Here is a 19,466-nt window from a genome sequence, read left to right on the forward strand (position 1 = left end):
GCGGCGGCGGCCTTTGGCCGGGTGGCGGGCAAGGGCCGGCTCGAAATCTTTACCGGGCCGTTCATGCCTGCGGACTGGGCGGGGAAGATTGCAGGCTTTTCCGGAGAACGCATTCGCGTGTCGACCTTTACGGCAGATTTCCTTTCGTTTTTGGCGGCGGCCGATCTTTCGGTCAGCATGGCCGGATACAACACCTGCATGAACGTGATGGCGGCCGGGTGCCCGGCCCTGCTGTGGCCTTTTTCCCAGAACCGTGAGCAGCGCCTTCGGGCCGAGCGCCTGGCCGGCCTGGGCGCCGTCCGGGTACTGACGGACGGGGACCTGGCACCCCGGCGGCTTGCAGATCTCATGGCCGCCTGTCTTGCCGGGAGGGACGGCCGGGATGCGGCCCGAAGGCGGCCGCCCCTCGACCTCGAGGGCGCCCAAGCCAGCGCGCGCTGGCTGGCGGAGTGGATGAACCTGTGAGGGACTGACCCCGGAAGGAGAGTCGTCATGAATACGCAACCGTCCGCCGTTTGGCAGTCCAGGCCGGACCGGCTTCGGGAAAGGCTGCACCGCTCCGTGGCCGAAGGCCTTTCAGCGTGCCGGAGTGCGTCGCCTGCGATCTTTTTTCGGGCGGACGATATCGGGGTCCCCGGAAAAAGCTTTGCGCGTCTCATGGCCCTGTTCAGGCGCCATCAGACGCCCCTTGCCCTGGCGGTCGTCCCGGCATGGCTGACGCCGGACCGCTGGCGGGCCGTTCAGGCCATGGGCGGGGGCGGGCGGGGGCTGTGGTGCTGGCACCAGCATGGGTGGCGGCACGTCAGCCACGCGGTCACCGGCAAGAACCAGGAGTTCGACGACCGTCTCGGCCCCGGGCGGATCGCCCGGGACATCCATCTCGGCAAAGCGCGCCTTCAGGGGGTCATGGGCGATGTTTTCTTTCCGGGGTTCACGCCGCCCTGGAACCGGTGCGGCATGGAAACCCTGGCCTGCCTCCGGGAAGCGGGGTTTTCTTTCATCTCAAGAAGTGCGGGCGCGGAGCCGACCCCGCCGCCGGGTCTCCCCGATTTCCCGGTAAACGTGGATCTCCACACCCGGAAGGAAACCCGGCCCGAGGAGGGGTGGGATGGACTGTTTTCGGAGATCCGAAGGGGGATTGCCTGCGGGTGCTGCGGGGTGATGATTCACCACCAGCGGATGAACGACGGGGCGTTTGCGTTTCTGGCGCTGTTGCTCGAGATGATCTCGGGCTTCCCGGAGCTGGGGCGGGTCCATCTGGGGCAGCTCGCCCTGGCCCGGCAAGGCGCCTAACGGTAGCCGGTATGCCCGAATCCGCCGGTGCCCCGACCGGTCTCCTCGAGGGATTCGACCAGTTCGGTCTCCATCCGGCAGATCCGGTGGATCACCATCTGGGCGATGCGGTCGCCCCGGCGGATGGCGTAGGGGGCTTTCCCCAGGTTGATGACCGGGAGCATCACCTCGCCCCGGTAATCGGCGTCGATGGTTCCCGGAGAATTGATGAGGCCGATGCCGTGGCGGGCGGCCAGGCCGCTCCTGGGGCGGATCTGGGCCTCGAATCCCTCGGGCACGGCGACGGCGAACCCCGTGGGGATCAGGGCGATGTCGCCCGGACGGACGGTCACCTCCTCCGCGACGGCGGCCGAGATGTCCATGCCCGACGATCCGGGGGTCATGTAGCGGGGCAGGGGAATATCCGCGTCCTGCCGGGGCCGGACCCGGCGGAATTGAAGCACGGGCAGCATCTTCAGGCGGTGACCCCCGCCAGGTTTTCGTAGGGCGTCTGGTCCGGGACGGGGCCCAGGAGGGTCAGCGCCAGGGGATCGGGGCGAAAGATTTCCCGTGACAGCGTCATGATATCCTCGCAGGTCACCTTGTCCACATGGGAGATGATCTCCGGAAGCGGGAGGTCTTCTCCGAAATGGATCTCGTTCTGGGCGATCCGGACCATCTGGTTGTCCACGCTCTCGGTCGCCATGATCAGGTTGCTCCTGGTGTATTCCTTGGCATCCGACAGTTCGCCGGGATCGACGGGGGTCTCCTTGAAGGCGTTCAGTTCGTCTATGATCAGCGCCACCGCTTCAGGGCCGTTTTCCGGATCGGTGCCGAGATAGATGCCCGACATGCCGGTGTCGACATAGGAGGAGAAGAAAGAGTAAACGCTGTAGGCAAGGCCTCGCTGCTCGCGGATTTTCTGGAAAAGGCGGGAACTCATGTTTCCCCCCAGAACGGTGCTGAGCAGGGACGCGGCGTAGCGGCGGGGGTCGGTGATGGAGAGCCCGCCGGTTCCCAGGCAGATGTGGAGCTGGCCCAGGTCCCTGGGGTGAACAAACAGGCCGGAGCGGCCCCGGGTCGTCTGCCGCTCGGGAAAGCCGTTCCCCTTTTCAACGGCCCCGAATTTCGGCTCCAGGATCGCCACCAGCCGATCGTGGTCGACGCTGCCCGCGGCGGAGACGACGATCCGCTCGGGCTGGTAAAGGCGAAGGAAAAAACGCTTCAGGGCGTCGGCATCGATTCGCAGCACGTTTTCACGGCTGCCGCTGATGGGCCTGCCAAGGGGGTGATCTCCCCAGAACGCGGTCTCCGATAGAACATGAACATACTCCTCGGGGCTGTCTTCGATCATCCCGATCTCCTGGGCGATCACCAGCCGCTCCCGCTCCATCTCGTCGTCGTCGAAAACCGAGTTCAGGAAGATATCCGACAGGATGTCCACCATGGTTTCGATATGGGCATCCATGACCTTGGCATGGTAGCAGGTCGTCTCCGGCGTGGTATAGGCGTTGGTGTACCCGCCGATGGCGTCGAATTCCTTGGCGATCTGGAAGGCGGTCCGCCTGCGGGTTCCCTTGAAGATCATGTGCTCGATGAAATGGGAGAGCCCGCTCTCGTCCGCCGTTTCGTCCCTCGCCCCGACATTGACCCAAACCCCCATGGATACCGACCGGTAATGGGGGAGGGTCTGGGTCAGGATGCGGATGCCGTTGGCCAGGGTGGTTTTGTTAAGAACCATCTTCCTCTTCCAGGACCGCCTTGTGGCTCAGGCGGATCTTGCCGTCCCGGTTGATCTCCAGTATTTTCACGCGGAGGGTATCGCCTTCGTTGACCACGTCCGTCACCTTCTTGACCCGGTCACGGGCAAGCTGGGAGATGTGGACGAGGCCGTCGGTCCCCGGGAAGATCTGGACAAAGGCGCCGAAGTCCATGGTCTTGACGACGGTGCCCTCGTAGATGGCCCCCACCTCCGGTTCGGCGGTGATCTCGCTGATCCGCTGCAGGGCCGCCTCGCCCTCCTTCTGGGTGGTCGCGGCGATCTTGACCAGGCCGGAGTCTTCGATTTCGATCTTGGTGTTGGTCTCGCTCTGAATCGCCCGGATGACCTTGCCGCCTGGGCCGATGATTTCCCGGATCTTGTCGGGGTTGATCTTGATCGTGATCATCTTCGGGGCATAGGGGGAGATCTCTTTCCGGGGCTCCTTGAGGGCCTGGAGCATTTTGTCCAGGATGAAGATGCGGCCGTCACGGGCCTGGGCCAGGGCCTTTTCCATGATCGCCTTAGAGAGTTCGAGGATCTTGATGTCCATCTGGAGTGCGGTGATGCCGTCCCGGGTGCCGGCGACCTTGAAATCCATATCGCCGGTGTGGTCTTCATCCCCCAGGATGTCGGACAGGATCGCCACCTGGTCGCCTTCCTTGACCAGCCCCATGGCGATTCCCGACACCGGCGACGAAATGGGGACGCCGCCGTCCATCAGCGCCAGGGTGCCCGAACAGACGGTCCCCATGGAGGACGATCCGTTGGATTCCAGGACTTCGGATACGATGCGGATGGTGTAATCGAATTCCTCCGGCTTCGGCAGGACGCGCTCGAGGGCACGCTTCGAGAGGCCCCCGTGGCCGATGTCCCGGCGGCTGGGGCCGCCCATCCGCTTGACCTCGCCCACGGAAAAGGGCGGGAAATTGTAATGGAGCATGAACCGCTGGGGATCGTCGCCGTATAAGGTTTCCACCCGCTGTTCATCCTGGCCGGAACCGATGGTCAGGACCCCGAGCACCTGGGTCTCCCCGCGGGTGAAGAGGGCGCTGCCGTGGGGGCGCGGAAGGATGCCCACCTCGCAGGTGATGGGGCGGATCTCGTCGAACCTTCTGCCGTCGATCCGGCGCCCTTCCTTCAAGATGAGATTTCTGCAGAGGATTCTCTGGCGGTCATGCAGGGCTTCGTAAACCTCACCCTTGCGATCGGCATATGCCTCGCCAAGCTCCTCCAGAATCTGGGCCCGAAGCTCCCGCAGGGCGGTGTACCGTTCGATTTTCTCAGGAATCAGCACCGCTTCCCGGATCCGGGGCGCCGCCAGGGCTTCGATCTTTTCGATCAGCTCCGGGTCCTTGGCCGCGGGTTCATGCGGCCGCTTGGGCTTGCCCACGGCCTCCGTAAGCTTCTCCTGAATCTCAATCACGGGCTGCATGGCGGCGTGGCCGAAGAAGATGGCCTCCAGCATATCCTGCTCGCTCACCATTTCACCGCCGCCCTCCACCATCACCACGCCGGTTTTGGACCCCGCGACCATGATGTTGATGTCGCTTTCCGCCTGCTGGCTGATATTGGGGTTGACGACGAACTCACCGCCAATTCTGCCCACGCGGACCATGGCGATGGGGCCTGCAAAGGGGATGTCCGATAGCTGCAGGGCGGCCGATGCCCCGATCAGGGCGAGCGTGTCGGGGTCATTTTCCTGATCCATGGACAGGACCGTGGCAATGACCTGAATTTCGCTGTAATAATCCTTGGGAAAGAGCGGCCGAATGGGGCGGTCGATCAACCGGGCGGTGAGGGTCTCCTTCTCACTGGGCCTTCCGACCTCGCGTCTCATATAATTGCCCGGGATGCGGCCGGCCGCGTATATTTTTTCCTGATATTCGACCGTCAGGGGTAAAAAATCGGCTCCGATCCTGGTATCGTAGGAAGAAACGGCGCTCACGAGGACGACCGTTTCTCCGTATTGAACCACAACCGCGCCGGACGCCTGCTTGGCGACCTTGCCGGTCTGGATGCTCAAGGGGAGTCCCCCGAGATCTGCTGTCAATGTCAATTCCATAAACTCTCCTAAAAAAAAGCGGCCTCAAGCCTTTTCGGGGCGGTAAGCCGCACAGTCATGCCGATGGTGATGACGAATCCATGCCCTGACGGCGAAAACGACGTCGGAAAGGGATATGGGACCCAAGCCGGCACTCAGGCGCATCTTTTTGGTGCGTGGGGGGTGCGTTCGGTCGGCGAACCGGCGGCCGAAATTCTTATCGGCGCAATCCCAGTCGTTCGATGATTTCCCGATACCGCGCAACATCCTTGTTCTTCACGTAGTTCAGCAGGCGCCGGCGCTGGCCGACCAGCATCAGAAGCCCCCTTCTGGAATGGTGGTCTTTTTTGTGGATCTTCAGGTGTTCCGTAAGATAGGAGATCCGGTGGGTGAGCAGTCCGATCTGAACCTCGGGCGAACCGGTGTCGCTGTCATGCAGTTTATATTGGTCAATCAAGTCCTTTTTTTGTTCAGTCGTGAGTATCAATTCTTTTTGCCTCCTGTGATTCATGATGTACCATCGAAAAAGTGATGATAAAAATAATAATAGATCTGCCCTTACTATTCATGTTCTAATTAAAAACACAACAATAATTGTAGCCGGAATTTTCTTTTTTAACCGCCAGGATCGCAATCAGGCGGTCGTCCGGATCCACGACCCGGAGCCAGTCCGATCCGCCATCCGGCTCGGGGCGTCGGATGTCGCTCTCGGTGAGGGGCATCCCGTGGCGGACTTTCTCGGCCGTCCGGGGGTCGGCGGTCTGTTTCGGAATGAACGCCAGCGCCTCGTTCATTTCGATCATCCGACCCATTTCCGCAGGGGGCCCGTCCAGGGACGCGATTTCCGCAAGGGCCGCCGCCTGTGCCAGGGTGAACGGCCCGCTGGCGGTCCTGACAAGCTTTCGCAGGTGGGCGCCGCATCCCAGCATCCGGCCCAGGTCGGCGGCCAGGGTCCTGACATAGGTGCCGCCCGAGCAGGTCACTCCAAAATGGACGTCCGGAAGATCGACGGCCAGCACGGAGAGGCGATGGATGACGATATCCCGGGCCGGCTTCTGCATCGGACGGCCCGACCGCGCCAGCTTGTACAGGGGGACCCCCTCGTGCTTGAGGGCGGAGTAGACCGGCGGCTGCTGCCGCACCGGGCCGACCAGGGTATCGAACGCGGATCGGATCGCATCCTCGGTGACGGTGACCGGGGATGCCGAAACAATCTTCCCGGTCACATCCTGGGTGTCGGTTTCAACGCCCAGGCGCAGCACCGCCTCGTAGCTCTTGTCTCCGTGGAGGAAAAACCGGGAGATGCGGGTGGCCTGGTTGATGCAGCAGACGAGGACCCCCGACGCAAAGGGGTCGAGGGTGCCGCAGTGCCCGACTTTGTCGGCATGGATCCGCCGCTTGACAAGGGCGACGACGCCGGCGGAGGTGATCCCCTCGGGCTTGTCGACGACGAGGATGCCGCTGGTCAATTTCTGCATATTCCCCGCTCGGAGTTGTCGATCCACGCCAGGATGCCGCCCTTGAGGTCCGCGAGGGAGGTTTCGGCGCTGAATCCGGCGGCGCGGTGGTGGCCGCCGCCGCCGAAAGACGAGGCCAGGGCCGCCACGTCGACGCTTCCATCCGAGCGCAGGCTGACATAGAAACGGTTCTTGTCGCGTTCCGTATCGCTTCTGAAGAGCTCCTGGATGAGCACGGCGACCTTCACGTCCTTGATGCTCTTGGCATAATTGATCATGCCGTCCACGTCTTCGGGCTGGGTCCCGGTCTCCTCAAGCATTTCGCGGGTCAGCATCATGAAGGAAAGCTTGCCGTCCTCCGTGATTTCAATGGAATCCAGGGCCAGGTTGAGCAGCTTGATTCGTCCGATGGAGTAGGTGCCGTAAACATGCTGGGCGACGGTATAGGGATCCACGCCGTTTTCCATCAGGTCCAGGCAGATCGAGAACGCGGTGCGGTTGGTGTTGGCAAACCGGAAGGAGCCGGTATCCGTCAGAATCCCGGTGTAGATCGCCGTGGCGATCTCCCGGTCCAGGGCGATGCCGATCATCTGGATCATGCGGTAGACGATCTCCGCCGTGCTGCATGCGGCCGTGTCGACATGGCAAAAGTCCCCATACCCGGTATTGGTCAGATGGTGATCGATGTTGACGGTGAGGGAGAACTGGCCGAAATCGGCCGACAGCCTGCCGATCCGTTCGATATTGCTGCAATCCAGGATCACCACGGCATCGTAGGCTGACGGCGTTTCGATGCGCCGGACGATGCGGTCCACCGCCGGAAGAAACCGGTAGACGGCCGGTATCGGACTCTCGTTGTACATCGTCGTCCGTTTCCCCCATTTCTCCAGGGCCAGGGCCATGGCAATGAGGGACGCTATGGCATCGCCGTCCGGGTTGACGTGGGAAACCAATAAAAAATGATCACTCTGTCTCAACTGGCGTATGATTTTTTCCATCTTCGGTATTGAGGGATTTGAGCAGGGACTCGATGCGTGCACCGTAATCAAAGGATTCATCGTAGAAGAACTTGAGTTCGGGCATGTACCGCAGGTCCATTTCACCGGCAAGCAGCCGTTTGATATAGCCCATGGCGCTCCTGAATCCGAGCAGGGCGCTGTCGATCTTTTCCTTCCCGCCGGAAATGGCGAAATATATCCTGGCGACCTTGAGGTCTTTGGACATTTTGACGCCGGTGATGGTCGCCATGGCCAGCCTGGGGTCTTTGATGCTTTTGTTCAGATTTTCGGCCAGCACCTGCTGGATCAGCTCACCGACCCTGTCCGCGCGTGAAAACGGCTTCATATGTTGATGATCTCCAATTCCGTATCGATCATTTCCGCCAATCCCAGGGAATCGGCCAGGTTGAAAATCTTGTCCAGCTTCGAATTGATCATCTGTCGATCGTTTCCAACCAGGGAGATGCCGATCTCCGCTTGATGATAGACGTCGTTCGCGCCGATTTCCGCAACCGAGGCATTGAACTGGTTCCGTATTCGGGCGATGATGGCTTTCACGATCTGCCTTTTGCCCTTCAGGGAGCGGCAGTCATGAATCCTGAATGTGATGATGCCGATGCCTACAACCATATCCATCCGTCCATCCGTCCGTCAAGGCGGGCCTTTCGCCGGAATTACCCTCCGTTTGATGCTGCAGCGCCGGGAATCCCCTTATTGAAGCTCCGGTTTAATTTCCTCGAGGTAGAAGCACTCGATGATATCGCCGACCTTGAGGTCGTTGTACCCCTCGATGCCGATGCCGCACTCGTAACCGCTCTGGACTTCCTTGGCATCATCCTTGAAGCGCCTGAGAGAGGCGATCTTGCCCTCATGGATGATGACGCCGTCCCGGACCAGGCGTATCCGCTGGCCCCGCTTGATGGTCCCGCTGGTGACGTAGCAGCCGGCGATGGTCCCGACCTTGGGCACGTGGAAGACCTCGCGCGTCTCGGCCAGCCCGAGGACCCGCTCCTCGAACTTGGATTCCATCATGCCGACGATGGCGTCCTTGACGTCCTTGATGACGTTGTAAATGATGTTGTAAAACCGCATATCCACATGCTCTTCCTGCGCCATGGTCTGAACCTTGGCGCTCGGGCGGACGTTGAACCCGATGATGATGGCATTGGAGACGGCGGCAAGGGAAATATCCGATTCTGAAACGGTGCCGGTGGCCGCGTGGATGATCCGGATCGTTACCTCTTCGTTGGAAAGTTTGGTTAAAGACTCGCTGAGCGCCTCGATGGAACCGTGGACGTCCGCCTTCAGGATGACGTTGAGGTCCTTGACCTCGCCTTCCTGCATCTTCTCGAAGAGCTTCTCCAAGCTGACCCGGCTGGTCTTGGCGAGTTCCAGCGCCCGGTGTTTCTGGAGGCGGTGCTCGCTGACCTGTTTGGCGCTCTTGTCATCTTCCAGCACGAGCATCTCGTCACCGGCGTTGGGGACGCCCGAGAGCCCCAGAATTTCCACCGGTATGGCGGGGCCCGCCTCATCCACCTGGACGCCCCTGTCGTTGAGCATCGCCCGGATCTTTCCGTAATGGATGCCGCAGACGATGGGGTCTCCCGCGCGGAGGGTGCCTTCCTGGATCAGAATGGTCGCCACGGGGCCCCTGCCGGAATCGAGTTTGGATTCCACGACATAGCCCTTGGCGTGTTTGTCCGGATTGGCCTTCAGTTCGAGGACCTCCGCCTGGAGGAGGATCATTTCCAGGAGTTCATCGATGCCCTGGTTCTGTTTTGCGGAGACCCTGACGAAAATGGTGTCGCCCCCCCAATCCTCGGAGGTGAGTCCTTGGTCCGCCAGTTCCCGGAGGACCCTGTCCGGATCCGCGCCGGGCTTGTCCATTTTGTTGATGGCGACGATGATGGGTACGCCTGCCGCGCGGGAGTGGTTGATGGCCTCGATGGTCTGGGGCATGACCCCGTCATCGGCAGCCACAACCAGGACGACGATATCCGTGACCATGGCCCCGCGGGCCCGCATGGAGGTGAACGCCTCGTGGCCCGGTGTGTCCAGGAAGGTGATCTGGCCCCGCTCGGTTGCCACATTATATGCGCCGATGTGCTGGGTGATGCCCCCGGCCTCGATCTCGGTGATCCGCGTTTTTCGGATGACGTCCAGAAGCGAGGTCTTGCCGTGATCGACATGGCCCATGATCGTGACGACCGGCGACCGTCCCACGCGCTTTTCGGGATCGTCTTCCATGTCGAGGTTCAGGACCGTGTCCTCCTCGAACCGGGCTTTTTCGACCTCGTACTCGAATTCCGACGCCACCAGGGCGGCTGTTTCGAAATCGATGGTCTGATTGACGGTCACCATCACGCCCAGCATCATCAACTTCTTGATCATCTCATTGGCCTTGATGCCCATTCGTTTGGCCAGGTCGGAGAGAATGATGGTCTCGTCGATCTTGATCCGGCGCTTGATCGCCTTGGGCGTTGTGATCTGGGTTTTCTGCTGCGGAACGGGTTTGGCTTTGGCCCCTTTTTTGCCTTTTTTGCCCTTGGTCTTGGCGTAGAGGGCATCGCCTTCGATCACCTCTTTCTTGTTGAAGGTGATCTTCTTTTTCGCCCAGCGGTTTTCCTTCTTTTTCTTCTTGTCGCCCTCATCGTCTGTGGCAGCGGCCTCTTTTTCCACCACTTTCGGTGTGAATTTTTCCGTCGGCGGCGCGGCGGGCACTGGAATGTCCGGCGCCTGCTGCTGCGGAAGATCATCAACTTGATTCGGACCCGGAGGCTCCTCCTCTGCTTTTGCCGGCAGACTGATGATTTTCGCAGGCATGTCCGTAGCGTCCTTTTTCTTCTTTTTCTTCTTTTTCTTCTTTTTAGACTTTGGGTCCAGATCCGTTTCCGCCCCGTCTGAGGTATCCGTCTCGTCCGACAACTCGGGGGCCGGCCGATCGGCTTCGACTTCCGGCGCCGCGATGGCTTCGTCGATTTCGGGGAGGGCGGTTTCTTCGAATTCAGGTGCTTCCGGCGCCTCTTTCTTCAGGGATACCCCTGGGGGGGGAGGGGTGTCCACCGCCGGTTCAGCGGCTGCAGCGTCGGTTTCGGCTTCCACGGCGCGGGCTTCCGGTGCGGGGAGGTCCGCTTCCGCCTTCGGGGCGTAGGCTGGGGGTTCTGCATCCGTTATGGGGGGAACGGCTTCCGATTCTTTCTGGATGGCGACGGCCTCGATGGTTTCTTCATGGACGGGTTCGGGCGTTGCCGCGGCAGGGGGCGCAACGGCTTCGGGGGCTTGGCCGTCATCCGCATGCGATTCGGCTTCCCTGGGCGTCTGTTCGTCGGCTTCCGGCCTTCTCCGTCGTCGAATGACCGTCGGCTGCACGCGTTTGCGTTCCATTGTCCCGGGTTTCTTGTCACGAACGTATGCCTTTATCCGCGTGACCGCCTCTTCTTCCAGGGAACTCATATGGCTGCTGACAACGATGCCCATTTCGCTCAATTTCTCAAGCAGCGCCTTGTTCTTCAGATTCAATTCCCTGGCAAGTTCATATACTCTGATCTTCGCCATCCATCCCCCTTACCTTTTAAAAATTCCATGCACCTTAGAATCATTCCATAACGAAATGCACCTGTGTTATGAGTCTATTTCCATTTTCCCGAGAACGCTACTCCCTGTCTTCGGATTCGGATGAATCCGGCGCGGAATTGAAAGGTCCCCCGTCGTCCGGCGGGGCGGCGTCTTCCGGTCTCGGCATGTCGGTCGGAACTGGATCGGCGCTGTCCGCAGGCCCGTCGGGTTCGCCGGAAACCGCTTGGGGTTCCGCGTCGTCGGGATCCCCGGCGGGGTCTTCCTCGGATTGGGCGCGGGCCGCCGCCTCTTCAACATAGGCCTTTGCCGCCTCGATCAGGTTCTGTGCCTCCGCTTCGGTGATTCCCCGCACCCTGAGGAGGTCCTCAGCGGCGCTTTTTCCGATCTCCTCGGCGGAGAAGAACCCGTTTTCATACAGGGCATCCGCCAGACTGATGCCGACACCGGGAAGCGAGATCAGGGAGTTGTAGCCGTCCTTCATCGCCTTGCTGTACCGGGATTCGCTTTTCACGTCCAGGCGCCATTTGGTGAGCTTTGAAGCCAGGCGGACATTCTGCCCTTTCTTGCCGATGGCCACGGATAGAAATTCGTCGGGAACAATGACCTCCATGGTCCGATTTTCCTCGTCGATGATGACCCGTGAGATCTCGGCGGGCGCCAGGGCATTGCAGACGAATTTGGCGGGGTCCACATGCCATGAAATGATATCGATCTTCTCCCCCCGAAGCTCCTGCACCACATTCTGAACGCGGCTGCCCTTCATGCCGACGCAGGCGCCGATGGGATCGATATCCGAATCGTTGGACGATACGGCGATCTTCCCCCGGCTCCCGGGTTCGCGCGCGGCCCCCATGATGGAGACAATGCCTTCGCTGATCTCGGGCACCTCCGTCCTGAACAGGCTCACCAGGAACTCCGGATGAGTCCTGGACAGAACAATCTGGGACCCATGGGTGTCGTTTCGGACGTCCATGATGTATGCCCGGATCCGATCCCCCCGGCGGTAGGCCTCCCTGGGGACCTGCTCGCGGGCCGGCAGAACCGCCTCGGTCTGGCCGAGATTGACGATGATCTGGCCCCGGTCCAGGCGTTGAACGATGCCGTTGATGATCTCTCCCTTGCGGTTGATGAAATTGGCGTAGATCGCGTCCCGCTCCGCATCCTTGATCTTCTGGATGATCACCTGCTTGGCGGACTGGGCGGCGATCCTGCCGAAGTTTTCCGTATCCATCTTGGAGCCCAGACAGTCGCCGATTTCACATTCGGGATCGAGTTGAAGCCCCGCCTCCAGGCTGATCTGCATGTCGGCGTCGATGACATCCTCCACAACCTCCCTGAACTGAAAGACCTCAATTTCACCCGAATCGCGGTTGTACTTGACCTCGATATCGATCTTGTTCCCGAATTTTTTCTTGGCGGCAGATTTCAGGGCCTCTTCAAGCGTTTTGACAAGAACGTCCGTATCGATGCCCTTATCCCGGCTTACCTGTTCAATGACGCGCTTAATGTCTGACATTAACATCCGTTTTCTCCGTATAATTGACGAGCCGCGCTCGAACGATCAGTGCGTAGGGAATGGCCAGGGCCGTGTTGTTCATCCGCAGATGCACCGTATCCTCCGACATGCCTTCCAGGATGCCTTTGAACTTTTTCCTCCCGCCCAATGCCTGAGAGGTCCTGATTTCCACCGAATTTCCCTGATATCTGACAAAATCCCTTTTTTTCCCCAACGGCCGGTTCGGCCCGGGAGAGGAGACCTCCAGGCTGTAGGCCCCGGCCTCGTCAAGGGCCACGTCCAACAGGTCGCCGATCTGACGACTGAAGGACGCGCAGTCGCCCAGGGTGACGCCTCCGGGCTTGTCGAGATACAGGCGAAGCACCCGCCCGTGGGGCTCCCGCTGATATTCGACGCAGACCAGTTCCATGCCGTCGGCTTCACACAGGGGCTCGCCAAGCTCATACACCCGCGCGATGATTCTGCGTTCTTTTTCGTCCGGCATCGCCGCGGTGTCCCCAGAATGTCCGTGGACCGGCGTTTCCGTTGCCTTTTTCCTTCTTTCCCGTGTCATCGCCTCAAGGATACCCGCCGTTTTTTTACAATAAAAAAACGGGCTTCCGCCCGTTTTAGTGGTTATAGACCCTGCTTCTCAGTGGATGTTATCGATAGCTTGCCGTTCTTGCTTAAGTTTTAGGCTTAAGTCTTAGGCTTGGGCAGAACCGCACCCAAAGCGAACCGAAGCTCGAATAACCATAAGAAATGATGCCGATAGACTGCTTGATGAATCATTCGTGGTCTACCTGTATCCAACCGAAAGGCGGACATAAAGCTGGAGCGGGCAACGAGATTCGAACTCGCGACACCAAGCTTGGGAAGCTTGTACTCTACCAACTGAGCTATGCCCGCTCAAGGACGTTAAACTATAGCAACGCGTTGCCTTTGTCAATAATTTTTACGGCTTTTTTTTCTTTCCTGACCCCGGCTCATGGAGACGATCCAGTCGGCGGCGGCGGCCAGGTCCTGGGCGGTCTTTTCCGGATAAATGCCCTTTTGGATCAATTCGGCCATGGCTGCTTTGCCGTTTCCCGTCTCGACGAGAACGGCATGCCCGCATCCGGAGAGTCTGGCGCACTCAATGTCCTTGGCGCTGTCGCCCACCAGGACGCTGTTTTCCATGTCGATGTCGTACCTTTCCTGGGCTGCGCGGATCAGTCCCGGCCTGGGTTTTCGGCACGCGCACCCTTCGTCGGGCAGGTGAGGGCAGATAAACACCTCTGCGATTCGGCCGCCCCTGGCCATGGCGGCCCGCTGCATCCTGCGGTGGATCCGGTCCAGTTCCTCCACGGGGATCAACCTCCGATGGACGGCGGACTGGTTGGTGACGATCAGGACCGTATACCCCGCATCATTCAGCGCTTTGATCGCCGACAGGCTCCCCGGAATGAAGCGGACCTCCGACCAGCTCTTGATGTAGTCGGGCGAATCGACATTGATCACCCCGTCCCGATCGAGAAAAACGACCCTGATGGGCGGCCGTGTCATTGCGCGATGGCAAAGGCGTCGCGGAACCCCCTGGATTTCAGCGCGTTTTCATAGGTTTCGGCTGTCTTGAGGGAGGTGCATTTCCCCACCACCACCCGGTACAGCGTCTGCTGGTTCCGGGGAGAGTAAGTCGGAAGGACCTGGGCGTCTTTGTAGGTCTGGTTCAGCGCCTGCGCCAGCTTCATGGCTTTGTCCCGGTCCCCGAAGGCCCCCACCTGGATGGAGAAATTCCCCCGGTCCAGCTCGTCGGGAAGGGTGTCATACCGGTGGGGCGTCCGCCGCGGCGCGGAGGTGCCGATGGCCGTCACCACCACCCGCGCGGTCCCGGGCCGGGCCACGCCGATTTTCTGGGCGGCCGCGTAGGACAGGTCGATGATTCGGCCGGCCACAAAGGGCCCCCGGTCGTTGATGGTGAGCCGGATGGCGTTGCCGTTTTCCATGTTCCGAACCTCGACGTGGGTCCCCATGGGAAGGGTTTTATGGGCCGCCGAGATGCCATACATGTTGTAGGTTTCGCCGCAGGAGGTCTTTTTCCCGTGAAAGTCCTTGCCGTACCACGACGCGATCCCCTGTTGGCGGTATCCATGGGCACTGGCCAGCGGATAATACCATATGCCGTTGATCTTGTAAGGCCGCTGGGTGGCGGGGGCCTTTTTGGCGGCGGCGATCCGTCCGGTATCGCTTTCCCGTTTCACCGCCGGCGACTTTGACGATGTGGCGCACCCGGTCAGGGCGCCGATGACAACCAGGCCGATGATGGCGCACACGGAAGGCATCGGCCGCAGGTTCATTCGTCTCTTCATCTCTCCTCTCCGATGTCAGGGTTTTTCCAATGCGATGTTGAGGACCTGCTGCATTCTATCGACAAAATGGAAATGGATCTCGTCCCGGACCTTCTGGGGGATATCCTCCAGATCCCGCTCATTCTCCTTGGGGAGGATGATGGATTTGATCTTGGCCCGGTGGGCGGCCAGGACCTTCTCTTTGACGCCCCCGACCGGCAGGACCTGACCCCTCAGGGTGATTTCGCCGGTCATGGACAGGTCTTTCTGGATGGGGGTGTTCGTGATGAGCGATGTCAGGGCGGTGAGCATCGTGACCCCCGCCGACGGCCCGTCCTTGGGAATGGCGCCCGCCGGGATGTGGATATGGATGTCGTGTTCTTCGAAGAAGCCATCGGGGATCTTGAGCTTTTTGGCGTTGGCGCGGATAAAGCTCAATGCCGCCGTCGCGGATTCTTTCATCACGTCCCCGAGCTGGCCGGTCAGGATCAGCCCCTTTTTGCCCGGCATGGCCGTCGCCTCGATGAACAGCAGGTCTCCGCCGAAGGGGGTCCAGGCCATTCCCATGGCGACGCCCGGCGTCTGAAGGCGGGATTTGCTTTCCGAGGTGAAGCGCACCGGTCCGAGATATTCGGCGACCTCCGCGTTTTTGACGGAGACGGATTCGGTCTCCGCCATGGCGATTTTGGCGGCGACCCCCCGGCAGATGCTGGCGATCTCCCGCTCCAGGTTCCGCAGGCCCGCCTCGCGGGTATAGCCGTTGATGATCAGCTTGATGGCGCCGGTGGTGATGGCGATCTGTTCTCCCGACAGCCCGTGGGCCTTCCGCTGCCGGGGGATCAGGTAGCGGGTGGCGATCTTGATCTTTTCATCCTCGGTGTAGCCCAGGAGCTGCAGGACTTCCATGCGGTCCCGCAGCGGGGGCGGAATGGTGTCCAGCATATTGGCGGTGGTGATGAACATCACCCGGGAGAGATCGAAGGGCACATCCAGGTAATGGTCGGAAAAGGAAAAATTCTGTTCGGGGTCCAGCACCTCGAGGAGGGCCGAGGAGGGGTCCCCGCGGAAGTCGCTGCCGACCTTGTCGATCTCGTCGAGCATGAAGATGGGGTTGTTGGACTCCGCCCGCCGGATTCCCTGGATGATCCGTCCGGGCAGGGCCCCGACATAGGTCCGCCGGTGGCCGCGGATTTCCGCTTCGTCCCGGACGCCGCCCAGGGAGAGCCGGATGAATTTGCGGCCGATGGCCCGGGCGATGGAATGGCCCAGGGAGGTCTTTCCCGTGCCCGGAGGCCCCACGAAACAGAGGATCGGGCTTTTGGACTCAGGGTTGAGCTTGCGGACGGCCAGGTATTCGATGATGCGCTTCTTGACTTTTTTCAGGCCGTAGTGGTCGTCGTCCAGGATTTTCCTGGCCGCGACGATGTCGAGGTTGTCCTCGGTGCTGGTATGCCAGGGCAGCGAGGTGATCCAGTCCAGATAGGTGGAGGCGACGGTGTATTCCGACGAGGATGGATGCATCCGGGAGAGGCGGTTCAGCTCCCGCTCGGCCTCCTTCTTCGCCACCTCCGGAAGGTTTTTGGCCTCGATTTTGGCGCGGTAATCCTCCACCTCGACGGTCGTCTCGTCCGTATCGCCCAGCTCTTCGCGGATGGCCTTGAGCTGCTCTCTGAGGTAGTATTCCCGCTGCCGCTTGTCCATATCCCCTTTCACCTGGGATTGAATCTTGTTCCCCAGCTCAAGGATTTCGAGCTGGTAATTCACCAGCCGGGTGACCTCCTTGAGGCGCTTCTTGACATCCGTGGTTTCCAGGATTTTCTGTTTTTCCTCGAGGGTGGAATTGATGGTGGAGGAGATCATGTCGGCCAGGACCCCGGCCTCCTGGATCGATTTGGCCATGTTGATCAGCTCGGGGGGCAGCCCGGGGGAGAGCTGGACAATCTTGGTGAAGATGTCCAGCACATTCGACATGAGCGCTTCCACCTCCTTGTCTTTTTTCTCCTCTTCCGTGATATGGCTGATGGCGGCCTGGAGGTAGGGCTTTCCTTCGATGTAGTCTTTGATCTTGAACCGGCTGATGCCCTGCACCAGGAGCTGCGCCCGGTTGTCGTCGGTCTTGGCCATTTTGAGGATCAAGGCGCTGGTGCCGATCTTTTCCAGCTCCTCCCGCGGGTTGGAATCCTGCTTGATGGGCTTCTTGGCAACCACCAGCCCGATGATTCGGCTGTTGGCCATGGCTTCGTCGACGAGTTGGACGGATTCCCCCTGCATGACCATCAGGGGCAAAACCATTTTCGGAAAAAGGGCCGCATCGAACAAAGGCAGGATGGAAAGGGTTTCCGGTAGATTATCAGGATCAAAGTTCTGCTGAGGCTGCGGTTGTTGTGTCATGAAGGACCTCCGAAACTCTGTTGATTTCGCTCAAGAGTTGATGTTTTTTGACAATGCCGCTCGTGCCAACGGTGTTCCGCGCGGGAATGCCGTCATTCATCTGAAATTGCGATTTTATGGGGTTTTTCCAGCGGCTGTTTCGCCAGTTTGATGTGAAGAATGCCCTCGTTGTATTCCGCAGTGACCTTTTCGGCGTCGATGGGGACCGGCAGAAAAAGAATGCGCTCGAACCTGCCGCACTGGATTTCCGCGAGCCGGTAGGTCGCGTTTTTCACACGGGGCGTTTCAAGCCGTTTGCCGATGATCTTTACGGCTTTGGAGTTGATTTCAATATCCAGGTCTTCTTTTTTGACCCCGGCGATTTCGGCGAGAACGACGATTTCCTCGGGTGTCTCGTAGATATCCATCGGAGGCGTCCAGGTGCATTCCGTGCAAGTGAACCGTGGACTCATGGATCGGAACATCTCTTCGATGTTTTTTTTGAACTCTGAGCTTAACTGATCTAAATCATTGCCAAAGCGAATTTTAATATAGTCCATAATCAAACCCCCGTTTCAAATGCTGATATCCTCATTTTATTTGAAGCACTTATCCTGGCAAAATAACATCAAGCCGGGTCCCTGTAAAGAAAAATACCGCGGACAGCCGACGGCTTCGCGGTCCCGGCGCCCGAAAACAAGGCATTGTGTTTTGCCCGTATTTGCCATAAGAGAGCGGCCATGGAGCGATCACCGGAAAAGGGCCGCCGGGTCATGGGGGGGCAGTATTTCCTCTATTTCGGGGTGCTGGGCATGTATCTGCCCTACTTCAACCTCTACTGCTTTCACCTGGGGTTCAGCGGCGTTGAAATCGGCGCCCTCTCGGCGCTGCGCTCCCTTGCGATGATCGTTTTTCCCATCGCGTGGGGCATCGTCGCAGACCGGTACCAGGCGAGGCGTCCCATCTATATCCTCTGCAACTTCGCCGCGGTCGGGGTCTGGTCGTTTTATCTCTTCCGGCAAGATTTTGCGTCCATGTTCTGGGTGACCCTGGTCTACGGGATATTCTTCTCCCCCATCATCTCCTTCATGGAGGCGTTCACCATGGATGTGCTGGGCGGGGAAAAAAAACGCTACGGCCGGATCCGGGCCTGGGGGACCTCGGCGTTCATCGCCGTCGTGATCCTGATGGGCGGGCTGATCGACGCCACCTCGATCGATGTCATCGTGATGCTGATCCTGGGGGGCTCCCTGATCCAGGCGGTTTTTTCCGGGATGGTCCCCCGGACGGAGCGCCGCCGCGTTCTCGGCAAGGGGGTGGATGCGGGGTTCCTTTTTCAGCGCAACACCCTGATCTTTCTGGGAAGCGCCTTTCTGATGCTGGTCAGCCACGGGGCGTATTACGGGTTCTTTTCCATCCATCTGGAAGCGCTGGGATACGGAAAAACCTTCATCGGCACGGCCTGGGCACTGGCCTCCGCGGCCGAGATTTTCGTCATGTTCAACTCAGACCGAATCTTCCGGCGCTTCTCCCTGGAAAACATCCTGCTCGTCTCCCTGGCCGCGGCGGTCCTGAGGTGGGCCGTCCTGTTTCAGGCGCGGTCATCCGCGGCGATCCTGGCAGCTCAGGCCCTCCACGCCATGACCTACGCCGCTTTTCACGTCGCGGGGCTGCTTTATATCGACCGCCTCACGCCCGAAGGGTCCAAGACGCTGGGTCAGGCGGTGAACAACGCCGTGACTTACGGGCTGGGCATGATGATCGGCTATTTCCTGAGCGGCTGGCTCTATGACGCACTGGGCCCGTTTTTCCTGTTCATGATGAGCGCGCTGATCGCAGGGGCGGGCGGGGTTCTGTTCCTCTGGATCTGGGTCCCGGCCCTCCGCCCGGAGCCGCCGGAAGGACGGACGCTGTGACCTACTGCTTCGACCCCATCGGCATCATCCGTTCCCCCTTCAAGGAAAAATTCGGCATCCCCAGGCAGGCAGGCCTCATGCCCGAGGCCCGGGCCACTTTGGAGATCCTGCCCCCTTTCGACCGGGAAGCGGCATTCCGCGGCCTGGAGCGGTTTTCCCACGTCTGGCTTGTCTTCGTGTTCCACGGCAGCATCGGGAAGGGGTGGCGGCCCACGGTCCGCCCGCCGCGGCTCGGGGGCAACCGGCGCGCGG

At 60.2% G+C, this 19,466-nt stretch carries 19 protein-coding genes and 1 tRNA gene; 4 read left to right on the top strand and 16 right to left on the bottom strand.

Annotated elements, in window-relative coordinates:
• A partial coding sequence (locus ACEW8N_RS19260) for a glycosyltransferase (RefSeq protein WP_373501490.1) occupies positions 1-465 on the top strand: 465 nt, incomplete at its 5' end.
• Between the two features lie 27 nt (positions 466-492).
• Positions 493-1,293 carry a polysaccharide deacetylase family protein gene (locus ACEW8N_RS19265; RefSeq protein WP_373501491.1) on the top strand — a complete coding sequence of 267 codons (801 nt, stop codon included), beginning with the start codon at positions 493-495 and terminating at the stop codon, positions 1,291-1,293.
• Here the strand turns inward: ACEW8N_RS19265 and dut are convergent.
• From dut to ACEW8N_RS19345, 16 genes are all read right to left on the bottom strand, one after another.
• Positions 1,290-1,745 carry a dUTP diphosphatase gene (gene dut / locus ACEW8N_RS19270; protein ID WP_373501492.1) on the bottom strand — a complete coding sequence of 152 codons (456 nt, stop codon included), beginning with the start codon at positions 1,743-1,745 and terminating at the stop codon, positions 1,290-1,292. The genes ACEW8N_RS19265 and dut overlap by 4 nt on opposite strands.
• Positions 1,746-1,747: 2 nt before the next feature.
• The gene (locus ACEW8N_RS19275) at positions 1,748-3,013 is read right to left on the bottom strand and encodes a M16 family metallopeptidase (protein ID WP_373501493.1); all 1,266 of its coding nucleotides are present in this window, start codon (positions 3,011-3,013) and stop codon (positions 1,748-1,750) included.
• Positions 3,003-5,096: a polyribonucleotide nucleotidyltransferase gene (gene pnp, locus ACEW8N_RS19280; protein ID WP_373501494.1), complete on the bottom strand. Its 2,094-nt coding sequence runs from the start codon at positions 5,094-5,096 to the stop codon at positions 3,003-3,005. Before pnp ends, ACEW8N_RS19275 begins: the two co-directional genes overlap by 11 nt.
• Positions 5,097-5,292: 196 nt before the next feature.
• The gene (gene rpsO, locus ACEW8N_RS19285) at positions 5,293-5,562 is read right to left on the bottom strand and encodes a 30S ribosomal protein S15 (protein WP_373501495.1); all 270 of its coding nucleotides are present in this window, start codon (positions 5,560-5,562) and stop codon (positions 5,293-5,295) included.
• Positions 5,563-5,647: 85 nt separating this feature from the next.
• Positions 5,648-6,553: a tRNA pseudouridine(55) synthase TruB gene (gene truB / locus ACEW8N_RS19290; protein WP_373501496.1), complete on the bottom strand. Its 906-nt coding sequence runs from the start codon at positions 6,551-6,553 to the stop codon at positions 5,648-5,650.
• Entirely contained in the window at positions 6,541-7,509 is a 969-nt protein-coding gene (locus ACEW8N_RS19295) for a bifunctional oligoribonuclease/PAP phosphatase NrnA (RefSeq protein WP_373501497.1), read from the bottom strand. The genes truB and ACEW8N_RS19295 overlap by 13 nt, the downstream gene beginning before the upstream one ends.
• On the bottom strand, positions 7,496-7,876 hold the full coding sequence (gene rbfA / locus ACEW8N_RS19300; protein ID WP_373501498.1) for a 30S ribosome-binding factor RbfA: 381 nt from the start codon (positions 7,874-7,876) through the stop codon (positions 7,496-7,498). The genes ACEW8N_RS19295 and rbfA overlap by 14 nt, the downstream gene beginning before the upstream one ends.
• On the bottom strand, positions 7,873-8,166 hold the full coding sequence (locus ACEW8N_RS19305) for a DUF503 domain-containing protein (protein ID WP_373501499.1): 294 nt from the start codon (positions 8,164-8,166) through the stop codon (positions 7,873-7,875). The genes rbfA and ACEW8N_RS19305 overlap by 4 nt, the downstream gene beginning before the upstream one ends.
• 75 nt (positions 8,167-8,241) lie before the next feature.
• Positions 8,242-11,085: a translation initiation factor IF-2 gene (infB, locus tag ACEW8N_RS19310; RefSeq protein ID WP_373501500.1), complete on the bottom strand. Its 2,844-nt coding sequence runs from the start codon at positions 11,083-11,085 to the stop codon at positions 8,242-8,244.
• Positions 11,086-11,182: 97 nt separating this feature from the next.
• Positions 11,183-12,622, bottom strand: coding sequence for a transcription termination factor NusA (gene nusA / locus ACEW8N_RS19315; RefSeq protein ID WP_373501501.1), 1,440 nt, complete (start codon positions 12,620-12,622; stop codon positions 11,183-11,185).
• A complete protein-coding gene (gene rimP / locus ACEW8N_RS19320) occupies positions 12,609-13,106 on the bottom strand; it encodes a ribosome maturation factor RimP (protein ID WP_373501502.1) in 498 nt (165 codons plus the stop codon). The genes nusA and rimP overlap by 14 nt, the downstream gene beginning before the upstream one ends.
• Positions 13,107-13,434: 328 nt before the next feature.
• Positions 13,435-13,510 (bottom strand) — tRNA-Gly (locus ACEW8N_RS19325).
• A 36-nt stretch (positions 13,511-13,546) separates the two neighbouring features.
• Entirely contained in the window at positions 13,547-14,101 is a 555-nt protein-coding gene (locus ACEW8N_RS19330; protein ID WP_373501503.1) for a D-glycero-alpha-D-manno-heptose-1,7-bisphosphate 7-phosphatase, read from the bottom strand.
• 41 nt (positions 14,102-14,142) lie between these two features.
• Positions 14,143-14,949: a septal ring lytic transglycosylase RlpA family protein gene (locus ACEW8N_RS19335; RefSeq protein WP_373501504.1), complete on the bottom strand. Its 807-nt coding sequence runs from the start codon at positions 14,947-14,949 to the stop codon at positions 14,143-14,145.
• 15 nt (positions 14,950-14,964) lie between these two features.
• Positions 14,965-17,319 carry an endopeptidase La gene (gene lon, locus ACEW8N_RS19340; protein WP_373501505.1) on the bottom strand — a complete coding sequence of 785 codons (2,355 nt, stop codon included), beginning with the start codon at positions 17,317-17,319 and terminating at the stop codon, positions 14,965-14,967.
• 92 nt (positions 17,320-17,411) lie between these two features.
• The gene (locus ACEW8N_RS19345; RefSeq protein ID WP_373501506.1) at positions 17,412-17,726 is read right to left on the bottom strand and encodes an Hsp20/alpha crystallin family protein; all 315 of its coding nucleotides are present in this window, start codon (positions 17,724-17,726) and stop codon (positions 17,412-17,414) included.
• 312 nt (positions 17,727-18,038) lie between these two features.
• Here ACEW8N_RS19345 and ACEW8N_RS19350 point away from each other — a divergent pair, with 312 nt between their 5' ends.
• Both ACEW8N_RS19350 and ACEW8N_RS19355 read left to right on the top strand, forming a co-directional pair.
• Entirely contained in the window at positions 18,039-19,214 is a 1,176-nt protein-coding gene (locus ACEW8N_RS19350) for an MFS transporter (protein ID WP_373501507.1), read from the top strand.
• On the top strand, positions 19,211-19,466 hold a 256-nt coding region (locus ACEW8N_RS19355; protein WP_373501508.1), incomplete at its 3' end, for a TrmO family methyltransferase. The genes ACEW8N_RS19350 and ACEW8N_RS19355, both read left to right, overlap by 4 nt.

The sequence above is a fragment of the Desulfococcus sp. genome, from assembly GCF_041737845.1.
GTDB lineage: Bacteria > Desulfobacterota > Desulfobacteria > Desulfobacterales > Desulfococcaceae > Desulfococcus.

What these genes read in the sequence shown, in the direction of transcription:
- ACEW8N_RS19265 (WP_373501491.1), top strand. Translation starts at nt 493, where the DNA reads ATGAATACGCAACCGTCCGCCGTTTGGCAGTCCAGGCCGGACCGGCTT.
- dut (WP_373501492.1), bottom strand. Translation starts at nt 1,745, where the DNA reads ATGCTGCCCGTGCTTCAATTCCGCCGGGTCCGGCCCCGGCAGGACGCG.
- ACEW8N_RS19275 (WP_373501493.1), bottom strand. Translation starts at nt 3,013, where the DNA reads ATGGTTCTTAACAAAACCACCCTGGCCAACGGCATCCGCATCCTGACC.
- pnp (WP_373501494.1), bottom strand. Translation starts at nt 5,096, where the DNA reads ATGGAATTGACATTGACAGCAGATCTCGGGGGACTCCCCTTGAGCATC.
- truB (WP_373501496.1), bottom strand. Translation starts at nt 6,553, where the DNA reads ATGCAGAAATTGACCAGCGGCATCCTCGTCGTCGACAAGCCCGAGGGG.
- rbfA (WP_373501498.1), bottom strand. Translation starts at nt 7,876, where the DNA reads ATGAAGCCGTTTTCACGCGCGGACAGGGTCGGTGAGCTGATCCAGCAG.
- ACEW8N_RS19305 (WP_373501499.1), bottom strand. Translation starts at nt 8,166, where the DNA reads ATGGATATGGTTGTAGGCATCGGCATCATCACATTCAGGATTCATGAC.
- infB (WP_373501500.1), bottom strand. Translation starts at nt 11,085, where the DNA reads ATGGCGAAGATCAGAGTATATGAACTTGCCAGGGAATTGAATCTGAAG.
- nusA (WP_373501501.1), bottom strand. Translation starts at nt 12,622, where the DNA reads ATGTCAGACATTAAGCGCGTCATTGAACAGGTAAGCCGGGATAAGGGC.
- rimP (WP_373501502.1), bottom strand. Translation starts at nt 13,106, where the DNA reads ATGCCGGACGAAAAAGAACGCAGAATCATCGCGCGGGTGTATGAGCTT.
- ACEW8N_RS19335 (WP_373501504.1), bottom strand. Translation starts at nt 14,949, where the DNA reads ATGAAGAGACGAATGAACCTGCGGCCGATGCCTTCCGTGTGCGCCATC.
- lon (WP_373501505.1), bottom strand. Translation starts at nt 17,319, where the DNA reads ATGACACAACAACCGCAGCCTCAGCAGAACTTTGATCCTGATAATCTA.
- ACEW8N_RS19345 (WP_373501506.1), bottom strand. Translation starts at nt 17,726, where the DNA reads ATGGATATCTACGAGACACCCGAGGAAATCGTCGTTCTCGCCGAAATC.
- ACEW8N_RS19350 (WP_373501507.1), top strand. Translation starts at nt 18,039, where the DNA reads ATGGAGCGATCACCGGAAAAGGGCCGCCGGGTCATGGGGGGGCAGTAT.